Below are 21,964 nucleotides of genomic sequence, written 5' to 3'. Positions count from 1 at the left end.
TGGATTCTCTATTACACGAAAAAAGGAAATAACATGTCTTTAAAAAAAATCGCGGTTGTTGGCATGGTTGTCGCGACAATGACGCTGACTGGTTGTGGCGCGATGACCACCGCCGTTAAAAAACGTAACCTCGAAGTGAAAACGCAGATGAGTGAAACCATCTGGCTGGAGCCTTCCAGCGAGAAGACCGTCTACATTCAAGTAAAAAACACTTCTGATAAAGACATGAGCAACCTGCAAACCCTGCTGGCAAACGACCTGTCTGCGAAGGGCTATAAAGTGACCAGTTCACCAGACAGCGCTTACTACTGGGTGCAGGCGAACGTACTGAAAGCGGACAAAATGGATCTGCGTGAAGCTCAGGGCTTCCTGAAGACCGGCTATGAAGGGGCAGCGGTGGGGGCTGCGTTGGGAGCGGGCATCACTGCCTATAACAGCAACTCCTCCGGCGCGGCGCTGGGCGTTGGCCTGGCGGCGGGGCTGATCGGTATGGCCGCGGATGCCATGGTAGAAGACGTGAACTACACCATGGTCACTGACCTGCAAATCTCTGAGCGCAGCAAAGCGAAAGTGACAACGGATAACGTTGCCGCACTGCGCCAGGGCACGTCCGGTATCAAGCTGCAAACCAGCAGCGCGCAGGGCGATCGCGCAAAATACCAGACCCGCGTCGTGTCTAATGCCAACAAAGTGAACCTGAAGTTCGAAGAAGCGAAACCGGTTCTGGAAGCGCAGCTGGCGAAATCCGTCGCTAACATCCTGTAATCTCTCGTGAGTTGGCCGGAGGGGGGCGCTTCCCCGGCCAACTCACTATTTGACTGGCATTCAGGGCACTACGGGCTGCCAGTTTTTATCCAGATGATATGCGGTTAATGCCTCGGCTTTCTGTTGTGAATCAACGCCGAGATCGGCCTGATAGACTTTATCATCACCGTTAATCATAAAACTCATAACACCAGTGTGATCGTAGCTGACGGGCCAGGCAACCATCGCAAAGCCGCTGGTTTTATCGGGAAGGATACGGAAACGATAGCCGTGATAGCCCGTGCCAGGCTCCTGCGGACTAAAGGCCGGGCCAAGCGGGCTTGGCGCTTCGCCGGGCGAAACAGGCCAGTACAGACCATCTTTTTTCCCTTCAGAACTGACAATCTTTTGCGCGTATTTTTGGTTCATCGCAAAGTAGCTTTGCTGAGCATCTACATAGGCGTGTAATGCTTCAATAGCCGCAAGTTCGTTGCGCCCAATCTCACGGGTCAGGATCTCTTCAGCCGCTTCCTTGATATCAAATTGCCAGCCGGAAGCGGTTTTAACAACCGGGATCGGCAGTTGCCAGTCGCTGTCCCCGACCACCAGGTGTGCGGTATTGCCGTCGATGACGGTATTATGGCAGACCTTCCAGTCGCGCAGGAAGCGATCAACTGCATCAGGATCGACGCCTTCCGGTGGCAGAAACTCGCGCCAGTTTTCCCCGAGCAGGTTGTTCATCGCGCTTTCATTCTGCTCGCTTATCGCGGTTGCCAGGGCATCGGTCGCCTGGTCTGGTGTGCTGAAGGATTGCTGTGCCATCGCGGTGGTCGAAACCATGAATAACACCATTCCACTGAGTAGTTTATTTTTCATGTCGCTTCCCTTAACGATGACGGAATTCACGGTGTTCAGCACGGTCGCCGGATAGCTGGCGAGATGGCTGGTTGCGGGCGACCTGCCTGCTTTGAGCCCCTCGCTGCTGCTGCGCCTGCCAACTGGCGGAGCGACTGTCGTTGCCGCTCAGCGCATTGGCCCGCGGCTGGCTGGTACGCTGTTGAAGATTGCGCTGCTGCACGTTGCGTTGCTGCGCTGGTTGCGTGACCCGTTTCTCTTGTCGCTGAGTGGCGGCCTGGCGATGTTCATGTTGCTGAGCGTTTGCCCGTTTTGCCGTTTGCGGTTTGCTATCGTAACCACGGTAGTTATTACGCTGGGAAATTTGCTTTAGCTGTTGGCTGGATGCCTGACGCTGGGCGTCTTTCGTTCCCGTACGCGCCGTCTGGGGGAAGGTTTTCCCCGTTGATTTTTCCATCTGGCTCAACGCTGCCTGACGCTGGCTATCACGGTTGACCGATCTTTGCTGGGTTGAGCTTAGGCCCGTAGCCGTGTTAGTGGAGTGGAAGCGGTTATTGAGCTGGCTATTAGGGTACGGAACCCCTTCGCGATAGGCCGGGTTGTGCTGCCAGGTACGGTTGGCATCCGTCAGACGCTGTCCACTGATTTTATTGAAGTTATCTACGTTGATATTGATGTTGTTATCACCGTTGCGGTTATAGCCGCCATGGTTATCCCAGTCATCGTTATGATGGTGATCCCAGTCATCGTCGTCATCCCAGTCAATATTGCTGAAGATAGCATAAGTTGTGGCGACGCCGAGGCTGAAGCCTAAACCGTTAACGAAGCTGTTGCCAAACTGCTCGCCGGGCGTTGGCGGTAGATAGGTTGGCGGATAGGCGGTGTTCGGCCAGGTACCGTAAACCGTATTTGGGTTATAGGTGGGAACGTAAACTACCTGCGGGTCGGCGGATTCAATTTTGATTACCGTTGGGCTTGCTGAGGCGGCGGTCGTGGCTGTTGTGGTCGTTGACTCGCTGGTGACAGTTTTAGCCGGTGCAGCTTTGACCACGGTAGTAACGGTCTGCTGCGGTGTAGATTGCAACGCTCCGGTCTGTTGCGCCAGCGCACGCAGGCGTTGAACGGAATCCATAACCTCTTTCGGCTGCGCAAGGAATGCATCGCCCAGGCTCTGTACCCACGGCGGATTTTCACCCATCAGCGACATCAGCTGTGGAAACGCCACCAGCGATTTCACGCTGGGATCCCAGGGTTGGCTGGCAACGGCCTGAATGGCGGCATCACCCTGCATTTTGGGATTGTCTTTTGACCACTGCGCGGCCTGGATGACGTTGGCCGGGTAGGTTGAGGCCATCAAAATTTGCGACAGCAGTGAATCCGGATAGAGCGCGATAGGCGCAACCCACTGATCGATTTGTGCCGATGTGTACGTAGGGGCTGCGGTGGGCGCTGGTTGATCGGCCGGGGCAGGGGCCGCTACGGGAGCTGGAGCCGGTGCGGACGGTTGCTGTGTGACGGGGGCTGGAGCTACTGGCTCCGTTGCGCGACTTTTAACGAACATCACGCCAGAGGCGGCAAACAGCCCGGCACTGCACAGAAGGACAAGCAGATGTGGCTTAAAGGGCAACTTCATAAAATGACTCCAACGAGACAAGCGCTGTGCCGTGAGGCGTTCTGTTGCCGCGAGTATTATTCACCCGTGTTAGATAGTTTTGACTTTTATTGGGGATTCACCCGGCAGGTCCGGAAAAAGAGTGTGAAGATTTATTACACAATTATATCTGATGGCTGAAAAATCGCTGGAATATTCAGCATGTCGCGCTTGAAAATCAACCGTTTTACATCGTTTTTAGGGAGCCTAAATTACGCCCCGCCTTGTCGCTACACCATTCTTAACGATTCAGCCAATTTTTTATGTTGCTTTTTTGTAAACGGATTAACACTTAATGAAAATCCTGTTATTGTGCCTTACGCGGTACCGGGCATTTACCCTACTAACTACTGTCTCACAGGAGCGTGAAGAGAATCGCCCATCTACAAAAGCGCCGCATTATGACAATGAGAGCGAGGAGATATCGTCGTGCTAGAAGAATACCGTAAGCACGTAGCTGAGCGTGCTGCCCAGGGGATTGTGCCAAAACCGTTAGACGCAACCCAAATGGCCGCACTTGTCGAGCTGCTGAAGACCCCGCCTGTGGGCGAAGAAGAATTCCTGTTAGACCTGTTGATCAACCGCGTTCCTCCTGGCGTAGATGAAGCCGCTTATGTTAAAGCGGGTTTTCTCGCTGCCGTCGCGAAAGGCGACACCACCTCCCCGCTGGTGACTCCAGAAAAAGCCATTGAACTGCTGGGCACCATGCAGGGTGGTTACAACATTCATCCGCTGATCGACGCGCTTGACGACGCAAAACTGGCGCCGATTGCCGCCAAAGCGCTCTCTTCAACGCTGCTGATGTTCGATAACTTCTACGATGTAGAAGAAAAAGCCAAAGCGGGCAACGAATATGCGAAGCAGGTAATGCAGTCCTGGGCCGATGCCGAATGGTTCCTGAACCGTCCAGCTCTGGCTGAAAAAATCACCGTTACCGTGTTTAAAGTGACGGGTGAAACTAACACCGATGACCTCTCTCCGGCACCGGACGCATGGTCTCGCCCGGATATCCCTCTGCACGCGCTGGCGATGCTGAAAAATGCCCGTGAAGGTATCGAACCGGACCAGCCGGGCGCGGTAGGCCCGATCAAACAGATTGAAGAACTGCAGAAAAAAGGCTACCCGCTGGCTTATGTGGGTGACGTTGTTGGTACTGGCTCTTCGCGTAAATCTGCAACCAACTCCGTACTGTGGTTCATGGGCGATGATATCCCTCATGTACCGAACAAGCGCGGCGGCGGTCTGTGTCTCGGCGGCAAAATTGCACCGATCTTCTTCAATACCATGGAAGATGCGGGCGCACTGCCAATCGAAGTGGATGTCTCGAACATGAACATGGGCGACGTGATTGACGTTTACCCGTTCAAAGGAGAAGTGCGTAACCACGAAACCGGCGAATTGCTGGCAAGCTTTGAGCTGAAAACTGATGTGCTGATCGACGAAGTGCGCGCTGGTGGCCGTATTCCGCTGATCATCGGTCGTGGCCTGACCACCAAAGCGCGCGAAGCGCTGGGACTGCCGCACAGCGACGTATTCCGTCAGGCGAAAGACGTGGCGGAAAGCAGCCGCGGCTTCTCTCTGGCGCAGAAAATGGTGGGCCGCGCCTGCGGCGTGAAAGGTATCCGTCCGGGCGCGTACTGCGAACCGAAGATGACCTCCGTGGGTTCTCAGGATACCACCGGCCCGATGACCCGTGATGAACTGAAAGACCTGGCGTGCCTGGGCTTCTCTGCTGACCTGGTGATGCAGTCCTTCTGTCACACTGCCGCGTATCCGAAGCCGGTTGACGTGACCACGCACCACACTCTGCCGGACTTCATCATGAACCGTGGCGGTGTGTCGCTGCGTCCGGGGGATGGCGTAATCCACTCCTGGCTGAACCGCATGCTGTTGCCGGATACCGTCGGCACCGGCGGTGACTCCCATACTCGTTTCCCGATTGGTATCTCCTTCCCGGCGGGTTCTGGCCTGGTGGCGTTTGCTGCTGCGACCGGCGTGATGCCGCTGGATATGCCGGAATCCGTTCTGGTGCGTTTCAAAGGCAAAATGCAGCCGGGGATTACCCTGCGCGATCTGGTACACGCCATTCCGCTGTACGCGATCAAACAGGGTCTGCTGACCGTTGAGAAGAAAGGTAAGAAAAACATCTTCTCTGGCCGCATCCTAGAAATCGAAGGTCTGCCGGATCTGAAAGTGGAGCAGGCGTTCGAACTGACCGATGCCTCCGCTGAACGTTCCGCTGCCGGTTGTACCATCAAACTGAACAAAGAGCCGATCGTTGAGTATCTGAACTCTAACATCGTTCTGCTGAAGTGGATGATCGCTGAAGGTTACGGCGATCGCCGTACGCTGGAGCGTCGTGTGCAGGGGATGGAAAAATGGCTGGCGGATCCGCAATTGCTGGAAGCCGACGCTGACGCAGAATACGCGGCGGTGATCGACATCGATCTGGCGGATATCAAAGAGCCAATCCTGTGTGCACCGAACGATCCGGACGACGCGCGTCTGCTGTCTGACGTGCAGGGCGAGAAGATCGATGAAGTCTTCATCGGCTCCTGCATGACCAACATCGGCCACTTCCGTGCGGCGGGTAAACTGCTGGATGCACACAAAGGCCAGTTGCCGACGCGTCTGTGGGTGGCTCCGCCAACCCGTATGGATGCGGCGCAACTGACCGAAGAAGGCTACTACAGCGTGTTTGGTAAGAGCGGTGCGCGTATTGAGATCCCAGGCTGTTCGCTGTGCATGGGTAACCAGGCGCGTGTGGCTGACGGCGCAACGGTGGTTTCGACCTCTACCCGTAACTTCCCGAACCGTTTAGGTACCGGGGCGAACGTCTACCTGGCTTCTGCGGAGCTGGCGGCGGTTGCGGCGCTGATTGGCAAACTGCCGACGGCGGAAGAATATCAGACCTATGTGGCGCAGGTTGATAAGACGGCGGTGGATACTTACCGTTATCTGAACTTCGACCAGTTGTCTCAGTATACTGAGAAAGCCGATGGTGTGATTTTCCAGACCGCGGTGTAATACGCTAACGCGATTTGTGTAAAAACGCATCAATGCCCGGAGAAGTCTGCTTCTCCGGGCATTTTTATTTCTATTCCTTATACCCGCTACGCTTTTTTTCTGCCGCGCTGCTGCGATAATTACAGCAAGGCGCAATGCGGTATTGGCGCATTGCCAGGAGCAGAGGAAGACATTATGGATTACGAATTTCTGCGCGATATTACCGGAGTGGTAAAAGTGCGTATGTCCATGGGCCACGAGGTGGTGGGGCACTGGTTTAACGAAGAAGTGAAAGAGAACCTGGCCTTACTTGATGAAGTGGAACAGGCGGCGCATGCGGTGAAGGGCAGTGAGCGCTCCTGGCAGCGAGCAGGGCATGAATACACGCTCTGGCTGGATGGTGAAGAGGTGATGGTGCGCGCCAATCAGCTGGAATTCTCCGGAGATGAAATGGAAGAGGGGATGAGCTACTACGACGAAGAGAGCTTTTCACTTTGCGGCGTAGAGGACTTTCTTCAGGTCGTGGCGGCGTACCGCGAGTTTGTACAACAACGCTAATCAACGCGGAGCCACTCGGCTCCGCATTACTATCGGGTGAGCGCTGTGCGCACCCGATAGCCGAGCACTTTTTCGCAGGCCCGTTATCGGGTGTATTCACTGGTAAAAGTAAGGTGAAATAACCTTGCGGTCATCTTTTGGTTCAGAAAAACGCAGGCACCTGACGACTGGAGTATAGGCTGGCAGCGCGACTGTTCGGCCTGGGGATACACGCAGGTGATAGTGGCGAGTTGCGCGAGAGGGACGGTCATCGCTCCTTGTTCGCTGTCCATACGCCATACCGCGAGCCACGCCTCATGCTCGTTACGCAGGCCAAAGGCCAACCACGGTGAGGATAATGTGGGCATACCCAACGGCCAGAAAGGCTGTAGATGCGGAATTTTCTCGCGAAATGTTTTATACAGCGCAATCCCTTCCTGAACCAGCGCAAAACGTTCTTCACTCAACTCCGCCAGATGACCACTCTGATGCACCCGCAGCAGCATGCTGTTAACCATATTCATCACCACTTCTTCCCGATCCCCCTCACGCAGGGGATAAGACCAGATAGCAGCTTGCTCAGGAGTGACTGCTGACGCTGCGGCAGCAGCGATAGCCGCCATGAGCCGATAGTCGGTTTGATCGGTAACGGATTGAATACTGTGCTGTTGCAGCATCGCGTAATCCATCCGTAAACCACCGCTGCCGCAGTTCTCGATCACCAGTTGTGGGTAGCGTTGCATTGTTTTCTGCAGCCAGGCTAGATAGGCACGGTTATGTTGCAACAGGCCATCGCCGCTGCTGTCGGCCTGGTAGTCAGTACCGCTGCCTGCATTGATGTTGTAATCCATTTTGATATAGCTAACACCGTAATCCTCGACCAGGCGCGTGATGATCCGTTCGGCATGTTCTTGTACCAATGGGTGGCGGAAATCGAGCTGATAGCGCTGGTGGTCGATAACCCGTTTGCCATGACGCTGGAAAAAACACTCATCGGGCAGCTTTTGCGCCAGCGGACAAGCTATGCCCATGACCTCAAGCTCTAACCACAGACCTGATTTCATCCCTTTGGCGGCAATATACTCAAGCGGTTCGTGGATCCCGCCAGGGAAACGCGCGGATGAAGGCAGCCATTCACCGACGCCATCCCACCATTCACCGTCCGAGTACCAACCGCAATCAATACAGAAATATTCGCAGCCAGCCTTTGCGGCTGCATCAATCAACGGCAGCAACTTTTCAGTTGTAGGGTCACCTGAGAGGCAGTTCATATAATCATTGAAGATCACTGGTAGCTGCACATTATCCTGTGAAGGGCGCATTATTCGTCGACGATAGCGCGTTATCTCTTGTAGCGCCTCTTGCAGCCCGCCGTGTACCTGGCTTACGGCAACAGGCACGGAGGTAAAGGTTTCACCGGGTAGTAGTTGTTTCCACCAGTGATTTTCGTTTTCCGTTGGCCCGCTAGCCTGCAAATAGAGACGATTACGGAAATCACCGATCTCCCATTGCCACGAACCGTTATGCTCAATTTGCCAGAGCAGTGTTGTTCCTGCCGCCGTGTCTTCAAATGCCGCCATAGGAAGATAGCCAATACTGGACCAGGTTCCTGTGTTTTCGATAGCGATACGATTAAGGGAGAAGACATTCACCTTATCCAGCCCAAGCTCTGGTGGTGTGGCGCTTTTCCACTGTGCTTCGCCGTACCAGTTATTATGCGGTAGATGCAGGACGCTATTTTTTTGCCAGGGCAGGCTGTCGATGGCGAACAACGTCAGCGAACTGACATACTCCAGGCCGATAGTATCGGCGCTGGCGTTACGGATATCACACCAGACGCGGGCCGCCTGTAGCCCACGAAAATGCTGTAGATGCCAGCGAGCGTGAACCGCTGGGCTATGTAGATCTATCTCCAGTTTTTTCCCCTGCGCATTTTCGCTTTCCCGATGGGCGTGATAGCGCAGAGAGGAGCCTGGTTCGCTACCGGTATGCTTACGGGCGTGGTGATCGTTTTGATTATGGCCACTGACATGCACCTGAATAAGAGGGAATGCACCCTGTACATCACTCTTTCCGACAAGTAAAAACTGGCTGATATAAATTTGTTGTTCTTCATTTAACTCGAAGGAAATATGAAAGTTATCTTCTTTAAAGTCTATAAAGCTCATCTTGTCGCACCCTTGTATTATTGTCCGATATTTCGCAGTTTTTTTCCTGCCATCAGGTTTTGCTCAATGCGCTCCAGTGAAATATTTTTTGTTTCAGGCACAAAAAGATAGATGATCACGAGGGCGACAATATTCAGTAGCGCATATAAATAAAATGTATGGGCGCTACCTAAACTATTTAGCAATGACAGGAAGGTTGCACTGACAATCATCCCGGCGATGTGACAGGTAAAAGTAGAGCAGGTGATACCAAATTCTCGGCCTTTCAGCGGTTGAATCTCAGAGCACAATAACCAGATAAGCGGCCCGGCAGACATGGAGAAGCCGACGATAAACAGCAACAGCATGGTAACCGTGATACCTTTCTCCAGCGCTGATAACGCATCACCGCCCAGCAACGTCCCTACGATGCTCATAGCGAAACCCATCGTGATAAAACCAGCGTACAGCATTGGTTTTCGCCCCCAGCGATCGACGAAGCCGACGGCAATAAAGGTGGCGAGCGTCATCACGAAGCCCACAATAACCGTGCCCCACATCTGCTCGGCTGTTGAAGTGAAGCCAATTTCATGGAATATACGCGGCGCGTAATACATCATCACATTTACGCCAGAGAACTGCTGCATGATTTGCAAAATAATTCCCAGGCTAACACTGCGACGAAAATTCCTGTTTTCTTTGAATAAATTCCAGCCTTGTTGCTTAACGTTGAGCTGTTCTTTAATTTCGCTAAGCTCATTCTCCACCTCTTCACGGCTATTACGCAGGCGGATTAACACTATCCGAGCCTCCTCTTCACGGCCATGCATCATGAGCCAGCGCGGGCTGCGCGGCAGGAATAGCGCCCCGAACAGAAAGACCAGTGAAGGGATGGCGACAACCAGCAGCATACCGCGCCAGTTTCCGCTGTAGCTAAAGGCGGTATTGGTCAGAAAAACCAGCAAGATGCCTAGCGCAATCATCAATTGATAGGCTGATATCATTGCACCGCGAATGTTTTTTGGCGTTATTTCAGAAAGATAGAGTGGTGTCGCATAAGATGCGACACCCAGACCGACGCCGAGGATCAGCCGTCCGACGATGAGCATCCCTGGGCCAACTGCGCAGGTGCAAATAATCGCTCCTATGCAAAAGGAGGCCGCGGCGATTAATAAAGCGTATTTACGGCCCAGGCGATAGGCCAGAAAACCGCTACACAGAGTTGCGACGGCGGCGCCGACCATCATTGAACTGACCACCCACTCCTGCTGGCTATCCAGCAGTTGATACTCTTTAGCGATCAGCGGTAGTGCGCCGGAAATGACGCCGATATCCAGGCCAAATAACAGCCCTGCGAGCGCAGCCAACAGGCAAATCCAGATGACTTGGGGGCGCGTTTTATGTTTTTTGGCCGCAGCTGGAAGCGTACTATCTAATGTCATGATATAAGTACCTTTGTTTGTATGATTATTTTCAGAGATTTTTGTTTTAATACTTAATCGATTTCGTATTGTTTTATGCTAGATCTGAAAAATAATGATTTCAATGGTTGTAACTGCATAATTGTGATCGTTGCTACACAATAAAGTCGTGTCGAAATGTTTTTTATTGTCACGTAAAAACTAATCAGTTAAATTGGCAGGAATATCCTTGTTCAGAGCTATTTAGTCCATAATAAATATGAATATAAAAGAGCTAGCGGCGTATCTTAATCTTTCGACAGCGACGGTTTCGAAAGCGCTAAATAATAAAAGTGATATTAGTAACCACACACGTAAAAAGGTACTGGAAGCGGCGGATAAACTGGGTTACCGGCCAAATGCATCAGCCCGCTATTTGCGTAGTGGTAAAACAGGGGTCGTGGCTCTGCTGCTGCCTGCAGCGGATGATGGCAATATCCATACCGCCTCGTTCTTTATGGCTATCGCCAGGGGGCTGCAGGCTAGTTTAAAAGAGAGTGCCATCGATCCGGTCATCCATATTTCTACCGATCGCGAAAGTGAGCTACAACTGCTGCATAAAATTGTTGAGCAGAACCGTGCTGACGCGATTATCCTGACAGACACTCGTATTGATGATGAACGGATCCTTCTGCTTGATGAACTAAAGTTTCCCTTTGTGACGATGGGGCAAAGCCGCTCGCTGGGCGGGAACTTCAATTGGGTCGATTTTCATCATGAGGAGATGGGGAAACAATGCGTGCGTGCGGCACTGCGTCGCGGAGCGCAACGTATTGCCATTGCGACGCTTGGCCCGGACAGTATGCATGGCCGTCAGTTCTTGACCGGCTGTTTGCAGGCGTTGGCGGTGCAAGGGATTCATTACCATGACGGGTTGGTTTTCTTTGGCAGCGTAGCTGAATCTTCCGGTGAAGAGGCCGCGCGGCAATTTCTACAGCAGCCAGAGCGGCCTGATTTCATTATTTTCATCAACGACTTTTTACTGACGGGGGCGAGTCACTATCTGGCCTCGTTACCCGAGTGCGGACTCAATGAAAAAAACATGCTGTGTGCCACGGCAAGCAGCGATTTTTCTGTGCGAGTGGTGTCGTCGAGTTGTCTCTTTACCGTCGATCTCGAAGAGGTTGGGCGGCAACTGGGGCTGGCGATATTGAGAGTCACTAAAGGGGAAAACCAAGCAAAATCAGTGTTGCTGACGTTGCCGGTAAAAGAGTAAGCGAAGCTTGCTGGTTCCGCAGCGCGGCTATTTAACGTAAGCCAACAGGCTCAGGGAGTCACGTGCCAGCGCTTTGCATTTCTTGGCCGTTGGGATGCCAATACCGCTGAGGTCGCGGTAGCTGTCTTCACCCAACGCTTTCATATTGAAGGTGTCGTAATTACTTAGGTCCCACTGGTTTTGCTGGGCAAAAAAGACCAGTGCGCGACGAATCTGCCCATTTGGCAAATTCTGGTATCCACAGTCATTTTTCAGAAAAACAAAAACTGCCGTTAAATCGGCCATATCTTCGGCTTCGGACTCACTAAGCGCGTAGCTGTTTGCGCATACGGCCATCAGGCTGCCGAACAAAACGGTTCTGAAAAACGTCTTCATTGCTTCTACCACTGCATCACGGAATTTAAACGTTAGCACACTGCGAGCGAAGCGACGACCTTTATTATTAGCCGTTTACTTGACCTTCCCGTAAGGGGAAGGCTTATGCTTAAAAGATAGCCTGCTTAAGCTGCTGAATATAAGGAAGTGATTATGCAACGCCGTGACTTTTTAAAGTACTCCGTGGCGCTGGGCGTCGCGTCAGCGTTACCTCTGTGGAGCCGGAGCGTATTTGCTGCAGACCGTCCCGCATTACCCATTCCAGACCTGTTAACCGCAGATGCCTCTAACCGTATGCAGCTGATCGTGCAAGCCGGACAGTCGAGTTTTGCCGGTAAAACAGCCACGACCTGGGGATATAACGGCAGTTTGCTCGGGCCGGCGGTCAAGCTGAGCAAAGGGCAATCGGTGACGGTGGATATCCATAACCAGCTTGCCGAAGAGACGACGTTGCACTGGCACGGGCTGGAAATCCCCGGTGAAGTCGACGGTGGCCCGCAAGGTATTATTCCGGCGGGTGGGAAACGTTCTGTGACCTTCACACCGGATCAGCGCGCGGCAACCTGCTGGTTCCACCCGCATCAGCATGGGAAGACCGGTCATCAGGTGGCGATGGGCCTGGCCGGACTGGTGCTGATTGAAGATGAAGAGATTCGCAAGTTGCTGCTGCCTAAGCAGTGGGGTATTGATGATGTGCCGGTGATTATTCAGGATAAACAGTTCTCTGCTGATGGTCAGGTTAACTATCAACTGGACATCATGACCGCTGCCGTCGGTTGGTTTGGCGATACGCTGCTGACCAATGGGGCGATTTATCCTCAGCATGCTGCACCGCGCGGTTGGCTACGCCTGCGTCTGCTAAATGGTTGTAACGCACGCTCACTGAATATCGCGGCCAGCGACAATCGTCCTTTGTACGTTATTGCCAGCGACGGCGGACTGTTGGCGGAGCCAGTAAAAGTAACCGAACTTCCTATGCTGATGGGCGAACGCTTTGAAGTGCTGGTGGATGTGAGCGACGGTAAAGCGTTTGATCTGGTCACTCTGCCTGTGGGTCAGATGGGCATGGCGATTGCGCCATTTGATAAGCCGCATCCGGTGATGCGCGTTCAGCCGCTGCTGATTACTGCTTCCGGCACGTTGCCGGATACGCTGACATCCATGCCGGCGCTGCCATCGCTTGAGGGGCTGACGGTGCGCAAACTGCAATTATCGATGGACCCAATGCTCGACATGATGGGCATGCAAATGTTGATGAAGAAGTACGGCGCTCAGGCTATGGCGGGTATGGATCATGGCAAGATGATGGGCCATATGAATAATGACAATATGGGCCACGGGAACATGAAGCATGGCAATATGAACCACGGTGAGATGGGGAATATGCAGCATGGTGACATGGGCAACATGAAGCATGGAACATTCGATTTCCATAATGCCAACCGGATTAATGGTCAGGCGTTTGATATGAATAAACCGATGTTTGCCGCGGCGAAAGGTCAACACGAACGCTGGGTGATTTCCGGTCAGGGCGACATGATGCTGCATCCGTTCCACATTCACGGCACGCAGTTCCGTATTCTGTCTGAAAATGGCAAAGCACCTGCTGCGCACCGCGCGGGATGGAAAGATACGGTGCGGGTTGAGGGCGGCGTGAGCGAGGTGCTGGTGAAATTTGACCACGACGCGCCAAAGGAACATGCCTATATGGCGCACTGCCATTTGTTAGAGCATGAGGATACCGGGATGATGCTCGGTTTTACCGTATAAACAGCGGCGGATAGCGGTGGCGCTATCCGCTAAATGTTTATTTCAAAAACGGATTATTACTCTATCGTCGAGTAAAGGCATTCATATACTGATGAGGTTACTCACTCATCACGAGGTATTCATGACCCTTTTGCGAAAAGTACTGACGGCATCTTTTATTATGCTTCTGGCGGTTTCGGCACAGGCTGCGATGAAGATGGAACGCCAACAGATTTCAAAACTGAATTTAAGTCTCGAAATTCCGCAGACGCTCACGCCAATGCCGGACGAAATGGCAAAAATCAAATACCCTTCTGAAAACCGTCCACAGGTGATTTACGGTGACGAACGCGGTAAAGCGTCTCTAGGTATTACCGCCGGGCGCAACGCGTTGCCTGCCGCTCAGTTGGATATGGCAAAGGATGCGACACTGAAGATGCTGACCAACTTCAAGCCGCAGGCGGAACCTGTCACGGTTGATGGACATAAAGCGTGGCTGATTACTTTCCGTTCTCAAGCGCCGGATACTGAAATTCTCAATATGCTGCTGATTACCTCGCAAAACGAGAAAGCGGTGCAGGTCTCCTTCAATATGACCAAAGATCTTGTGGCTCAGTATCAGGAAGCCGCAAAAGCGTCGTTACTGTCACTGAAGTTTGAATAAAAAAACGCCCGCTGATTAGCGGGCGTTGTCCATTTTACTTCGCGTCGTCCGGCAACGCATATGCCACAATATAATCGCCCATCTTGGTGCCAAATGAGCCGTGGCCCCCGGCGGATATCACCACATATTGCTTACCGTTAACTTCATACGTCATCGGCGTTGCCTGGCCGCCTGCCGGAAGCCGACCCTGCCACAGTTTTTCACCGTTGCTCATGTTGTATGCGCGCAGATAGTTATCGGCAGTCGCGGCTATAAACAGCACGTTACCCGCGGTGGAGATAGGTCCACCCAGCATCGGCATCCCCATATTGAACGGCACCGGAACCGGCATTGGGAATGGCATGCTGTCCTGTGGCGTGCCAATGCGTTTTTTCCACACCACTTGATTGGTTTTCAGATCTACGGCGGAAATGTAGCCCCATGCTGGCTGCTTACACGGCAGGCCAAATGGTGAAAGGAATGGATTGAGCGTTACGCCGAACGGTACGCCGTACTGCGGCTGAATACCGGACTCCGTGCCAGTACCTTTGGCATCTTTCGGCGGCTCCATCGGGTTGCCGGGACCGCGTGGGATCAGCTTAGAAACGAACGGCAGCGCCATCGGGTTGGCAATGGCTACCTGACGGTTGGGATCAACGGAAATACCGCCCCATTCGAACATGCCGAGGTTACCCGGGAACACCAGAGTGCCTTGCTCTGAAGGCGGGGTAAAAATGCCTTCATAGCGCAGCTGGTGGAACATTACGCGGCACACCAACTGGTCAAACATGGTTGCGCCCCACATATCCGCACCACTTAAATCTTTTTGCGGACGGAAACTGAGATCGGAGAACGGCTGGGTTTTGCTGACATAATCACCTTTGGCTGCACCTTGCGGCACCGGTTTTTCCGGGGCAGGCACCACCAGTTCACCATTACGGCGGTCGAGCACAAAGATATTACCGGTTTTTGCCGGGGCATAAATGACCGGAATTTTCTCTCCATTGACGTTAATATCCGCCAGGGTTGGTTGCGCCGGTAAGTCCATATCCCACAGATCGTGGTGAACGGTCTGATAGCTCCAGGCCAATTTCCCGGTCGTGGCATTTAACGCCAGAATGGCGCTGGCGTAACGTTCCTGTTCCGGTGTGCGGTTACCGCCCCAGATATCCGGCGTGGTAACGCCCATGGGCAGATACACCAGATCCAGCTTCGCGTCGTAGGCCGCAGGCGCCCAGGAGTTGGGTGAATTAAAGGTGAAGGTATGTTCATCTGATGGGATGAAATTAGGATCCTTGGCTCCGGGATCAAACGCCCACAGAAGCTTGCCGTTATTGACGTCAAAACCACGTATCACCCCGGATGTTTCGCGGGTTGAGTAGTTATCGGTTACCGACCCGGCAATAACGATAGTTTTATCGGTGATTATCGGGGGAGACGTCGGTTCGTACAGGCCCGGTGAGGTATCCGGCATATTGGTCTGCAGATTCAAAATACCTTTATTGGCGAAGGTTTCGCACAGCTTGCCGGTCTCGGCATTCAAGGCAAACAGTCGACCATCATTGACCGGCAAAAGGATGCGGCGCGGACAGTCGGCCATCACCTCTGCAGAAGCCGTATCCGGTCTGGCTTCATGATAAGAAACGCCGCGACAGGTTACGTGCTGGAAGCTGGTATTGGTATTGAGTTGGGGATCGAAATGCCACTTCTCTTTCCCGCTGGCCGCATCCAGGGCGAACAGCCGCTGATGGGCGGTACACAGATAAAGAGTATCCCCCACTTTTATTGGCGTGACTTCATTGGTGATTTCACCGGGATCGTTGGGTTGTTTTAAATCCCCGGTACGAAATACCCAGGCTTCTTTCAACTGATGAACGTTGTCAGCGTTAATTTGTTTTAACGGTGAGTAGCGTTGACCTTCCTGATTGCGACCGTAAGCCGGCCAGTCCTCGTCGGCAACCGCTGAGATTGCATCGGCCTGAGAGGTATCTGCACTCAGCGTGCCGTGAACCTCTTGTGGGTCGTTGAAGCCAGCCCAGGTCAGGATACCGCCGCTAATCAGCAGGGCCACCACCAGCGCCGCTACTGCGCCACTGGAAGGGATAATCAGGCGATGCCAGACGAAAGGCAGGATAAGCCAGATACCAAAGAAGACCAGGATGTCACTACGCGGCGTCAGCGCCCAGAAATCAAAGCCGACTTCCCAGACGCCCCAAATCATGGTGGCGAGAAGCAGGGCGGCATACAGCCAAAGGGCGGATCGGTTACTGCGCCACAGCAGGAGAGCCACACCGAGCATGGCAAGGCCCGCGATCGGGTAATACCAGGAGCCACCGATGGCGACCAGCCAGCCTCCACCAATCAGGAGATATAGTCCACAAAGTGCCGCAAACAGGGCGCTCAGGGTCACGATAAGCCGTTGAGAACGTACGTTGTTATTTGCCATAAAAAATACCATCACAGGTGTTATTTCTTTAATAGCAGTTAATTATAGGAGCTAAAACGCGTGATAAACGTCACATTATGAACTTTATCAACAGATGCCGCGTATGAATGCTTTTGCTGGTATACTGCGTGCCTTGCGCTTAGATGCTGGCTTATTAAAAGTTAGCATTGAGTGATTTGTTTTTAAATCATATGGTTAGAGATATGAAACATACTGTTGAAGTCATGATCCCGGAAGCGGAGATCAAAGCGCGTATTGCTGAACTGGGACGTCAGATTAACGAACGTTACAAGGACAGCGGCAGCGATATGGTTCTGGTTGGTCTGTTACGCGGCTCATTTATGTTTATGGCCGACCTGTGCCGTGAAGTGCATGTCTCCCACGAAGTCGATTTCATGACTGCTTCCAGCTATGGCAGCGGAATGTCCACCACGCGCGATGTTAAAATCCTGAAAGACCTGGATGAAGACATTCGTGGCAAGGACGTGCTGATTGTCGAAGACATCATCGACTCCGGTAATACGTTGTCCAAAGTGCGTGAGATTCTGAGCCTGCGCGAGCCGAAATCCCTGGCTATTTGTACGCTGCTGGACAAACCTACCCGTCGTGAAGTGGATGTTCCGGTTGAGTTTATCGGATTCTCTATCCCAGATGAGTTTGTTGTCGGCTATGGTATTGACTATGCCCAGCGTTATCGCCATCTGCCGTACGTTGGTAAAGTGGTACTGCTGGACGAGTAATGTCGGGAGCGCCTGATGGCGCTTTGCTTATTCGGCCTGCACGATACTTCCCCGCAGGCCGAAAAGCGACTTAAGCGTCGCTGCCGCTTGTTGGTATCTGCTTGTGATTGGTATGTTTCTGGCTGAGGTTAGACAGCCCCTGGCGATAGCGCTGTTCCAGCGTTTCGCGACTGGTGGCGGTGACGTCCAGATCGCGCAGCAGGCCATCATGAATACCGTAAGCCCAGCCGTGAATGGTAACTTTCTGACCGCGCTTCCAGGCTGAACGCATGATGGTTGAGTGGCCCAAGTTGTAGACCTGCTCCATTACATTCAGTTCGCACAGGGTGTCAATGCGACGTTCCTGCGGCATTTCGCCCAGCAGTGAACTGTGTTTAAACCAGATATCGCGAATATGCAGTAACCAGTTATCAATCAGCCCCTGTTCTTTATTTTCAATAGCCGCCTGTACGCCACCACATCCATAGTGGCCGCAAATAATAATATGTTCCACTTCCAGCACATCCACCGCATACTGAACCACTGAGAGACAGTTCAGGTCGGTGTGAATAACCAGATTGGCAACATTACGGTGAACAAATAATTCACCCGGCTCAAGACCGGTTAAACGTTCTGCGGGAACGCGACTGTCGGAACATCCAATCCATAAAAAGCGCGGATTTTGTGCGTGAGTCAGCGTTTCAAAAAATCCGGGATCCTCTTCTACCAGCATCTTTGACCATAGCGCGTTGTTGCTGATGAGTGTATCTATGTCTTTCATGGAGGCTGTAACCAATTGAATTGCGTTGCGCTAATATAGGTTAACTCCTGATTTATTAAAACCAAATATCAAGCATTAGAATGTAAGGTAAGTAAAAAACCATGACCATTGCTCTGGAACTTCAACAACTTAAAAAAACCTATCCCGGTGGCGTTCAGGCGTTACGCGGAATAGATTTGCAAGTCGAAGCGGGGGATTTTTATGCGCTTTTGGGACCGAATGGCGCAGGCAAGTCCACCACCATCGGGATAATCAGCTCGCTGGTGAATAAAACCTCTGGGCGGGTGAGCGTCTTCGGATACGATCTTGAAAAAGATACCGTTAATGCGAAACGCCAGCTTGGTCTGGTACCGCAGGAGTTTAACTTTAACCCGTTTGAAACCGTGCAGCAGATCGTAGTCAACCAGGCGGGTTATTACGGCGTTGAGTATAAAGAGGCGGTCAAACGCAGCGAATTATATTTAAAGCAGCTCGATTTATGGGAAAAACGTAACGAGCGCGCGCGCATGCTCTCCGGCGGGATGAAACGCCGTCTGATGATTGCCCGCGCACTAATGCACGAGCCTAAATTACTCATCCTTGATGAACCGACGGCGGGGGTCGACATTGAGCTGCGTCGTTCAATGTGGGGTTTTTTAAAGGATTTAAACGACAAAGGCACCACGATTATTCTGACCACTCACTATCTCGAAGAAGCGGAAATGCTGTGTCGCAACATCGGCATTATTCAGCACGGCGAGCTGGTGGAAAACACCTCGATGAAGAGCCTGCTCTCTAAGCTGAAATCCGAGACCTTTATTCTCGATCTGGCGCCGAAAAGCCCGCTGCCAAAACTGGAGGGCTATCAATACCGGCTGGTGGATACCTCCACGCTGGAAGTGGAAGTCCTGCGTGAACAGGGGGTCAACAGCGTGTTCTCACAGCTGAGCGCCCAGGGCATTCAGGTATTGAGTATGCGAAACAAAGCGAACCGACTGGAAGAACTGTTTGTTTCTCTGGTGCATGAAAAACAAGGAGATCGCGCATGATGCAGCTTTATTGGGTTGCGCTGAAAAGCATCTGGGCGAAAGAGATCCACCGCTTTATGCGAATCTGGGTCCAGACTCTGGTTCCTCCCGTCATTACTATGACGCTCTATTTTATTATCTTTGGTAACCTGATCGGCTCGCGTATCGGCGAAATGCATGGTTTTAGCTACATGCAGTTTATCGTGCCAGGGCTGATTATGATGGCGGTAATTACCAACTCGTACGCTAACGTGGCATCGTCATTCTTCAGCGCCAAGTTTCAACGCAACATTGAAGAGTTACTGGTTGCTCCGGTACCGACGCACGTGATCATCGCCGGCTTTGTTGGCGGCGGCGTGGCGCGTGGCCTGTGCGTAGGGATCCTGGTAACAGCGATTTCGCTGTTCTTTGTGCCGTTCCAGGTGCATTCCTGGGTCTTTGTGGCGCTTACGCTGGTGTTAACAGCGGTGCTGTTTTCGCTGGCCGGTCTGTTGAACGCGGTTTTCGCTAAAACCTTTGACGATATCAGCCTGATCCCAACCTTCGTGCTGACTCCGCTGACCTATCTGGGCGGCGTTTTCTATTCGTTAACGCTGTTGCCGCCGTTCTGGCAGGGACTGTCGCATCTGAACCCGATTGTCTACATGATTAGCGGTTTCCGTTACGGCTTCCTGGGGATCCACGATGTTCCGCTGGTCACGACCTTTGGCGTGCTGGTGGTGTTTATCGCGGCGTTTTATTTGCTGTGCTGGTACCTGATTCAGCGCGGACGCGGCCTGCGCAGCTAAGTCTTTCTTCCTCTCCTTGCCTGGGAGAGGAAGACTTTTGATGCTTATCACCATTACGGATTTATCACCCTGATAAACTACTTGCCTGCTAAGGAGGTAGGCAATGCTAGGTTGGGTAATTACCTGTCATGATGATAAGGCACAGGATATGCTGCATCGTCTGGAGAAAAAGTACGGCCCGTTGGTTCAATGCCAGGCGGTGAGTTTTGGCGTGGGCTTAGCTCGAATATGCTAAGTCGCATGATGTGCCATGCCCTGCATGCTACAGACTCTGGCGAGGGGGTGATATTCCTGACGGATATGGCCGGGGCCGCGCCTTACCGCGTGGCTTCGTTAATGAGCCATAAACATCCCCAGTGTGAAGTGATTTCAGGTATCAGTTATCCATTGCTTGAGCGAATGCTTTCGTCGCGGGAATCGATGAGCAGTTCTGCGTTTCGTGATAGCATCGTTGCGCTTGGCGGGCCCGAAGTCTCTAGCCTCTGGCATCAACAACAGAAAAATCCCCCCTTCGTGTTGAAGCATGATTTGTATGAGTATTAATCATTGGTATTGATGGCGCTTTTGCTACAATAGCCGGGGTTTCTCGCCTCGGTTATCTCATATGGTGATGCGCGTTCTGCTTGTTTTATTGCTCCTGTTTTCTGGCAGCATAGCTGCGGCTTTGCCTGCTCGCTACATGCAAACCACCGAAGCAGCCGCCGTGTGGGCGCAGATTGGCAACAAGATGGTGACGGTAGGAAATATTCGCGCCGGGCAGATCCTCGCCGTTGAGCCAATTGCGGCAGACTATTACGAATTTACCTTTGGTTTTGGTACCGGGTTTATTGATAAAGGGCATCTGGAGCCTGTGCAGGGGCGGCAGAAAGTCGACGATGGTCTGGGCGATCTCAATAAACCCCTCAGCAACCAAAGCCTGATCACCTGGAAAGATACGCCGGTTTATAACGCTCCGGATGTTGGTAGCGCCCCGTTTGGCGTGCTGGCGGATAATCTGCGTTATCCGGTTATCAGCAAGCTTAAAGACCGTCTCAACCAAACCTGGTACCAGATCCGTATTGGCGGCAGACTGGCCTATATCAGCGCTCTGGATGCGCAGGAAGACAACGGTATCCCGGTGTTAACCTATCACCATATTCTGCGCGATGAAGAGAATACCCGTTTTCGTCACACCTCCACGACAACCTCCGTACGCGCCTTCAGCAACCAGATGGCCTGGCTACAGGACCGCGGCTACACCACGTTGACGATGTACCAACTGGAAGGCTATGTTCGCAATAATATGAATCTCCCGGCGCGGGCGGTGGTGCTGACTTTTGATGATGGTCTGAAGTCGGTGAGTCGTTATGCTTACCCGATTCTGAAGCAGCACGGCATGAAGGCAACGGCGTTTATTATCTCCTCACGTATCAAGCGCCACTCGCAGAAGTGGGATCCGAAATCACTGCAGTTTATGAGCATCGCGGAACTGAATGAGATTAGGGACGTGTTCGACTTCCAGTCGCATACCCATTTTTTACATCGGGTTGATGCGAATCACCGGCCAATCCTGCTGAGTCGCAGCTATCACAATATTCTGTTTGATTTTGCCCGTTCGCGTCGGGCGTTGTCTCAGTTTAACCCTCACGTTCTTTATCTTTCTTACCCGTTTGGCGGCTATAACGCCACCGCAGTAAAAGCGGCAGGCGACGCGGGATTCCACATGGCGGTCACCACGGTGAGAGGGAAGGTTAAACCGGGGGATAATCCGTTCTTATTGAAAAGACTTTATATTTTAAGAACGGATTCGCTGGAGATGATGTCGCGGCTGATAAGTAATCAGCCGCAAGGGTAAGGGCTG

17 protein-coding genes and 1 pseudogene are annotated in these 21,964 nt (G+C 52.5%); 11 read left to right on the top strand and 7 right to left on the bottom strand.

The features are described 5' to 3' along the window. The first annotated feature begins 33 nt into the window (after positions 1 to 33). Entirely contained in the window at positions 34 to 765 is a 732-nt protein-coding gene (gene traT, locus OGV75_RS05340; protein WP_043018444.1) for a conjugal transfer complement resistance protein TraT, read from the top strand. A 60-nt stretch (positions 766 to 825) separates the two neighbouring features. On the opposite strand, the gene OGV75_RS05335 is transcribed toward traT, so the two are convergent. After that, entirely contained in the window at positions 826 to 1,620 is a 795-nt protein-coding gene (locus OGV75_RS05335; RefSeq protein WP_181635942.1) for a DUF2950 family protein, read from the bottom strand. A gap of 10 nt (positions 1,621 to 1,630) precedes the next feature. Further along, entirely contained in the window at positions 1,631 to 3,232 is a 1,602-nt protein-coding gene (locus OGV75_RS05330; protein WP_286480414.1) for a DUF3300 domain-containing protein, read from the bottom strand. A 447-nt stretch (positions 3,233 to 3,679) separates the two neighbouring features. Between OGV75_RS05330 and acnB the strand changes: the two genes are divergently transcribed. Both acnB and yacL read left to right on the top strand, forming a co-directional pair. Continuing rightward, entirely contained in the window at positions 3,680 to 6,277 is a 2,598-nt protein-coding gene (gene acnB, locus OGV75_RS05325; RefSeq protein WP_016151723.1) for a bifunctional aconitate hydratase 2/2-methylisocitrate dehydratase, read from the top strand. 174 nt (positions 6,278 to 6,451) lie between these two features. Continuing rightward, a complete protein-coding gene (gene yacL / locus OGV75_RS05320; protein ID WP_075847966.1) occupies positions 6,452 to 6,814 on the top strand; it encodes a protein YacL in 363 nt (120 codons plus the stop codon). Positions 6,815 to 6,897: 83 nt separating this feature from the next. Here the strand turns inward: yacL and OGV75_RS05315 are convergent, their stop codons facing one another. Both OGV75_RS05315 and OGV75_RS05310 read right to left on the bottom strand, forming a co-directional pair. Further along, positions 6,898 to 8,961 carry a glycoside hydrolase family 36 protein gene (locus OGV75_RS05315; protein WP_200013958.1) on the bottom strand — a complete coding sequence of 688 codons (2,064 nt, stop codon included), beginning with the start codon at positions 8,959 to 8,961 and terminating at the stop codon, positions 6,898 to 6,900. Between the two features lie 17 nt (positions 8,962 to 8,978). Further along, a complete protein-coding gene (locus OGV75_RS05310; protein ID WP_286480455.1) occupies positions 8,979 to 10,421 on the bottom strand; it encodes a sugar porter family MFS transporter in 1,443 nt (480 codons plus the stop codon). A gap of 199 nt (positions 10,422 to 10,620) precedes the next feature. Between OGV75_RS05310 and OGV75_RS05305 the strand changes: the two genes are divergently transcribed. Further along, positions 10,621 to 11,616, top strand: a complete 996-nt coding sequence (locus OGV75_RS05305) for a LacI family DNA-binding transcriptional regulator (protein ID WP_286480413.1) — start codon at positions 10,621 to 10,623, stop codon at positions 11,614 to 11,616. A gap of 27 nt (positions 11,617 to 11,643) precedes the next feature. On the opposite strand, the gene OGV75_RS05300 is transcribed toward OGV75_RS05305, so the two are convergent. After that, positions 11,644 to 11,991 (bottom strand): YacC family pilotin-like protein, encoded by a 348-nt coding sequence (locus tag OGV75_RS05300; protein ID WP_003018667.1) that lies wholly within the window; start codon positions 11,989 to 11,991, stop codon positions 11,644 to 11,646. Between the two features lie 153 nt (positions 11,992 to 12,144). Here OGV75_RS05300 and cueO point away from each other — a divergent pair, with 153 nt between their 5' ends. Together cueO and OGV75_RS05290 are read left to right on the top strand one after the other, a co-directional pair. Beyond that, entirely contained in the window at positions 12,145 to 13,761 is a 1,617-nt protein-coding gene (cueO, locus tag OGV75_RS05295) for a multicopper oxidase CueO (protein ID WP_046275358.1), read from the top strand. Positions 13,762 to 13,882: 121 nt separating this feature from the next. Further along, the gene (locus tag OGV75_RS05290) at positions 13,883 to 14,404 is read left to right on the top strand and encodes a hypothetical protein (RefSeq protein WP_016155709.1); all 522 of its coding nucleotides are present in this window, start codon (positions 13,883 to 13,885) and stop codon (positions 14,402 to 14,404) included. A 34-nt stretch (positions 14,405 to 14,438) separates the two neighbouring features. Here the strand turns inward: OGV75_RS05290 and OGV75_RS05285 are convergent, their stop codons facing one another. Then, a complete protein-coding gene (locus tag OGV75_RS05285) occupies positions 14,439 to 16,829 on the bottom strand; it encodes a glucose/quinate/shikimate family membrane-bound PQQ-dependent dehydrogenase (protein ID WP_032931273.1) in 2,391 nt (796 codons plus the stop codon). Between the two features lie 203 nt (positions 16,830 to 17,032). On the opposite strand from OGV75_RS05285, the gene hpt reads away from it, so the two are divergent. Beyond that, positions 17,033 to 17,569 carry a hypoxanthine phosphoribosyltransferase gene (gene hpt, locus OGV75_RS05280; RefSeq protein WP_016151732.1) on the top strand — a complete coding sequence of 179 codons (537 nt, stop codon included), beginning with the start codon at positions 17,033 to 17,035 and terminating at the stop codon, positions 17,567 to 17,569. A 70-nt stretch (positions 17,570 to 17,639) separates the two neighbouring features. Here hpt and can read toward each other — a convergent pair whose 3' ends face one another. Then, the gene (gene can, locus OGV75_RS05275; protein WP_016151733.1) at positions 17,640 to 18,329 is read right to left on the bottom strand and encodes a carbonate dehydratase; all 690 of its coding nucleotides are present in this window, start codon (positions 18,327 to 18,329) and stop codon (positions 17,640 to 17,642) included. 101 nt (positions 18,330 to 18,430) lie between these two features. Between can and OGV75_RS05270 the strand changes: the two genes are divergently transcribed. From OGV75_RS05270 to OGV75_RS05255, 4 genes and pseudogenes are all read left to right on the top strand, one after another. Next, positions 18,431 to 19,357, top strand: coding sequence for an ABC transporter ATP-binding protein (locus tag OGV75_RS05270; protein ID WP_046275357.1), 927 nt, complete (start codon positions 18,431 to 18,433; stop codon positions 19,355 to 19,357). After that, a complete protein-coding gene (locus tag OGV75_RS05265) occupies positions 19,354 to 20,124 on the top strand; it encodes an ABC transporter permease (protein WP_003829467.1) in 771 nt (256 codons plus the stop codon). The genes OGV75_RS05270 and OGV75_RS05265 overlap by 4 nt, the downstream gene beginning before the upstream one ends. Before the next feature lie 103 nt (positions 20,125 to 20,227). Next, positions 20,228 to 20,667 (top strand): annotated as a pseudogene (locus OGV75_RS05260) (PTS sugar transporter subunit IIA). 61 nt (positions 20,668 to 20,728) lie between these two features. Continuing rightward, positions 20,729 to 21,958 (top strand): polysaccharide deacetylase family protein, encoded by a 1,230-nt coding sequence (locus OGV75_RS05255; protein WP_286480412.1) that lies wholly within the window; start codon positions 20,729 to 20,731, stop codon positions 21,956 to 21,958. The last annotated feature ends 6 nt before the right edge of the window (positions 21,959 to 21,964 follow it).

The sequence above is a fragment of the Citrobacter sp. Cb028 genome (genome assembly GCF_030336705.1).
Lineage (GTDB): Bacteria > Pseudomonadota > Gammaproteobacteria > Enterobacterales > Enterobacteriaceae > Citrobacter > Citrobacter braakii.
This window is presented reverse-complemented; position numbering and strand designations above follow the sequence as displayed.

What these genes read in the sequence shown, in the direction of transcription:
- traT (WP_043018444.1), top strand. Translation starts at nt 34, where the DNA reads ATGTCTTTAAAAAAAATCGCGGTTGTTGGCATGGTTGTCGCGACAATG.
- OGV75_RS05335 (WP_181635942.1), bottom strand. Translation starts at nt 1,620, where the DNA reads ATGAAAAATAAACTACTCAGTGGAATGGTGTTATTCATGGTTTCGACC.
- OGV75_RS05330 (WP_286480414.1), bottom strand. Translation starts at nt 3,232, where the DNA reads ATGAAGTTGCCCTTTAAGCCACATCTGCTTGTCCTTCTGTGCAGTGCC.
- yacL (WP_075847966.1), top strand. Translation starts at nt 6,452, where the DNA reads ATGGATTACGAATTTCTGCGCGATATTACCGGAGTGGTAAAAGTGCGT.
- OGV75_RS05315 (WP_200013958.1), bottom strand. Translation starts at nt 8,961, where the DNA reads ATGAGCTTTATAGACTTTAAAGAAGATAACTTTCATATTTCCTTCGAG.
- OGV75_RS05305 (WP_286480413.1), top strand. Translation starts at nt 10,621, where the DNA reads ATGAATATAAAAGAGCTAGCGGCGTATCTTAATCTTTCGACAGCGACG.
- OGV75_RS05300 (WP_003018667.1), bottom strand. Translation starts at nt 11,991, where the DNA reads ATGAAGACGTTTTTCAGAACCGTTTTGTTCGGCAGCCTGATGGCCGTA.
- cueO (WP_046275358.1), top strand. Translation starts at nt 12,145, where the DNA reads ATGCAACGCCGTGACTTTTTAAAGTACTCCGTGGCGCTGGGCGTCGCG.
- OGV75_RS05290 (WP_016155709.1), top strand. Translation starts at nt 13,883, where the DNA reads ATGACCCTTTTGCGAAAAGTACTGACGGCATCTTTTATTATGCTTCTG.
- OGV75_RS05285 (WP_032931273.1), bottom strand. Translation starts at nt 16,829, where the DNA reads ATGGCAAATAACAACGTACGTTCTCAACGGCTTATCGTGACCCTGAGC.
- hpt (WP_016151732.1), top strand. Translation starts at nt 17,033, where the DNA reads ATGAAACATACTGTTGAAGTCATGATCCCGGAAGCGGAGATCAAAGCG.
- can (WP_016151733.1), bottom strand. Translation starts at nt 18,329, where the DNA reads ATGAAAGACATAGATACACTCATCAGCAACAACGCGCTATGGTCAAAG.
- OGV75_RS05270 (WP_046275357.1), top strand. Translation starts at nt 18,431, where the DNA reads ATGACCATTGCTCTGGAACTTCAACAACTTAAAAAAACCTATCCCGGT.
- OGV75_RS05265 (WP_003829467.1), top strand. Translation starts at nt 19,354, where the DNA reads ATGATGCAGCTTTATTGGGTTGCGCTGAAAAGCATCTGGGCGAAAGAG.
- OGV75_RS05255 (WP_286480412.1), top strand. Translation starts at nt 20,729, where the DNA reads ATGGTGATGCGCGTTCTGCTTGTTTTATTGCTCCTGTTTTCTGGCAGC.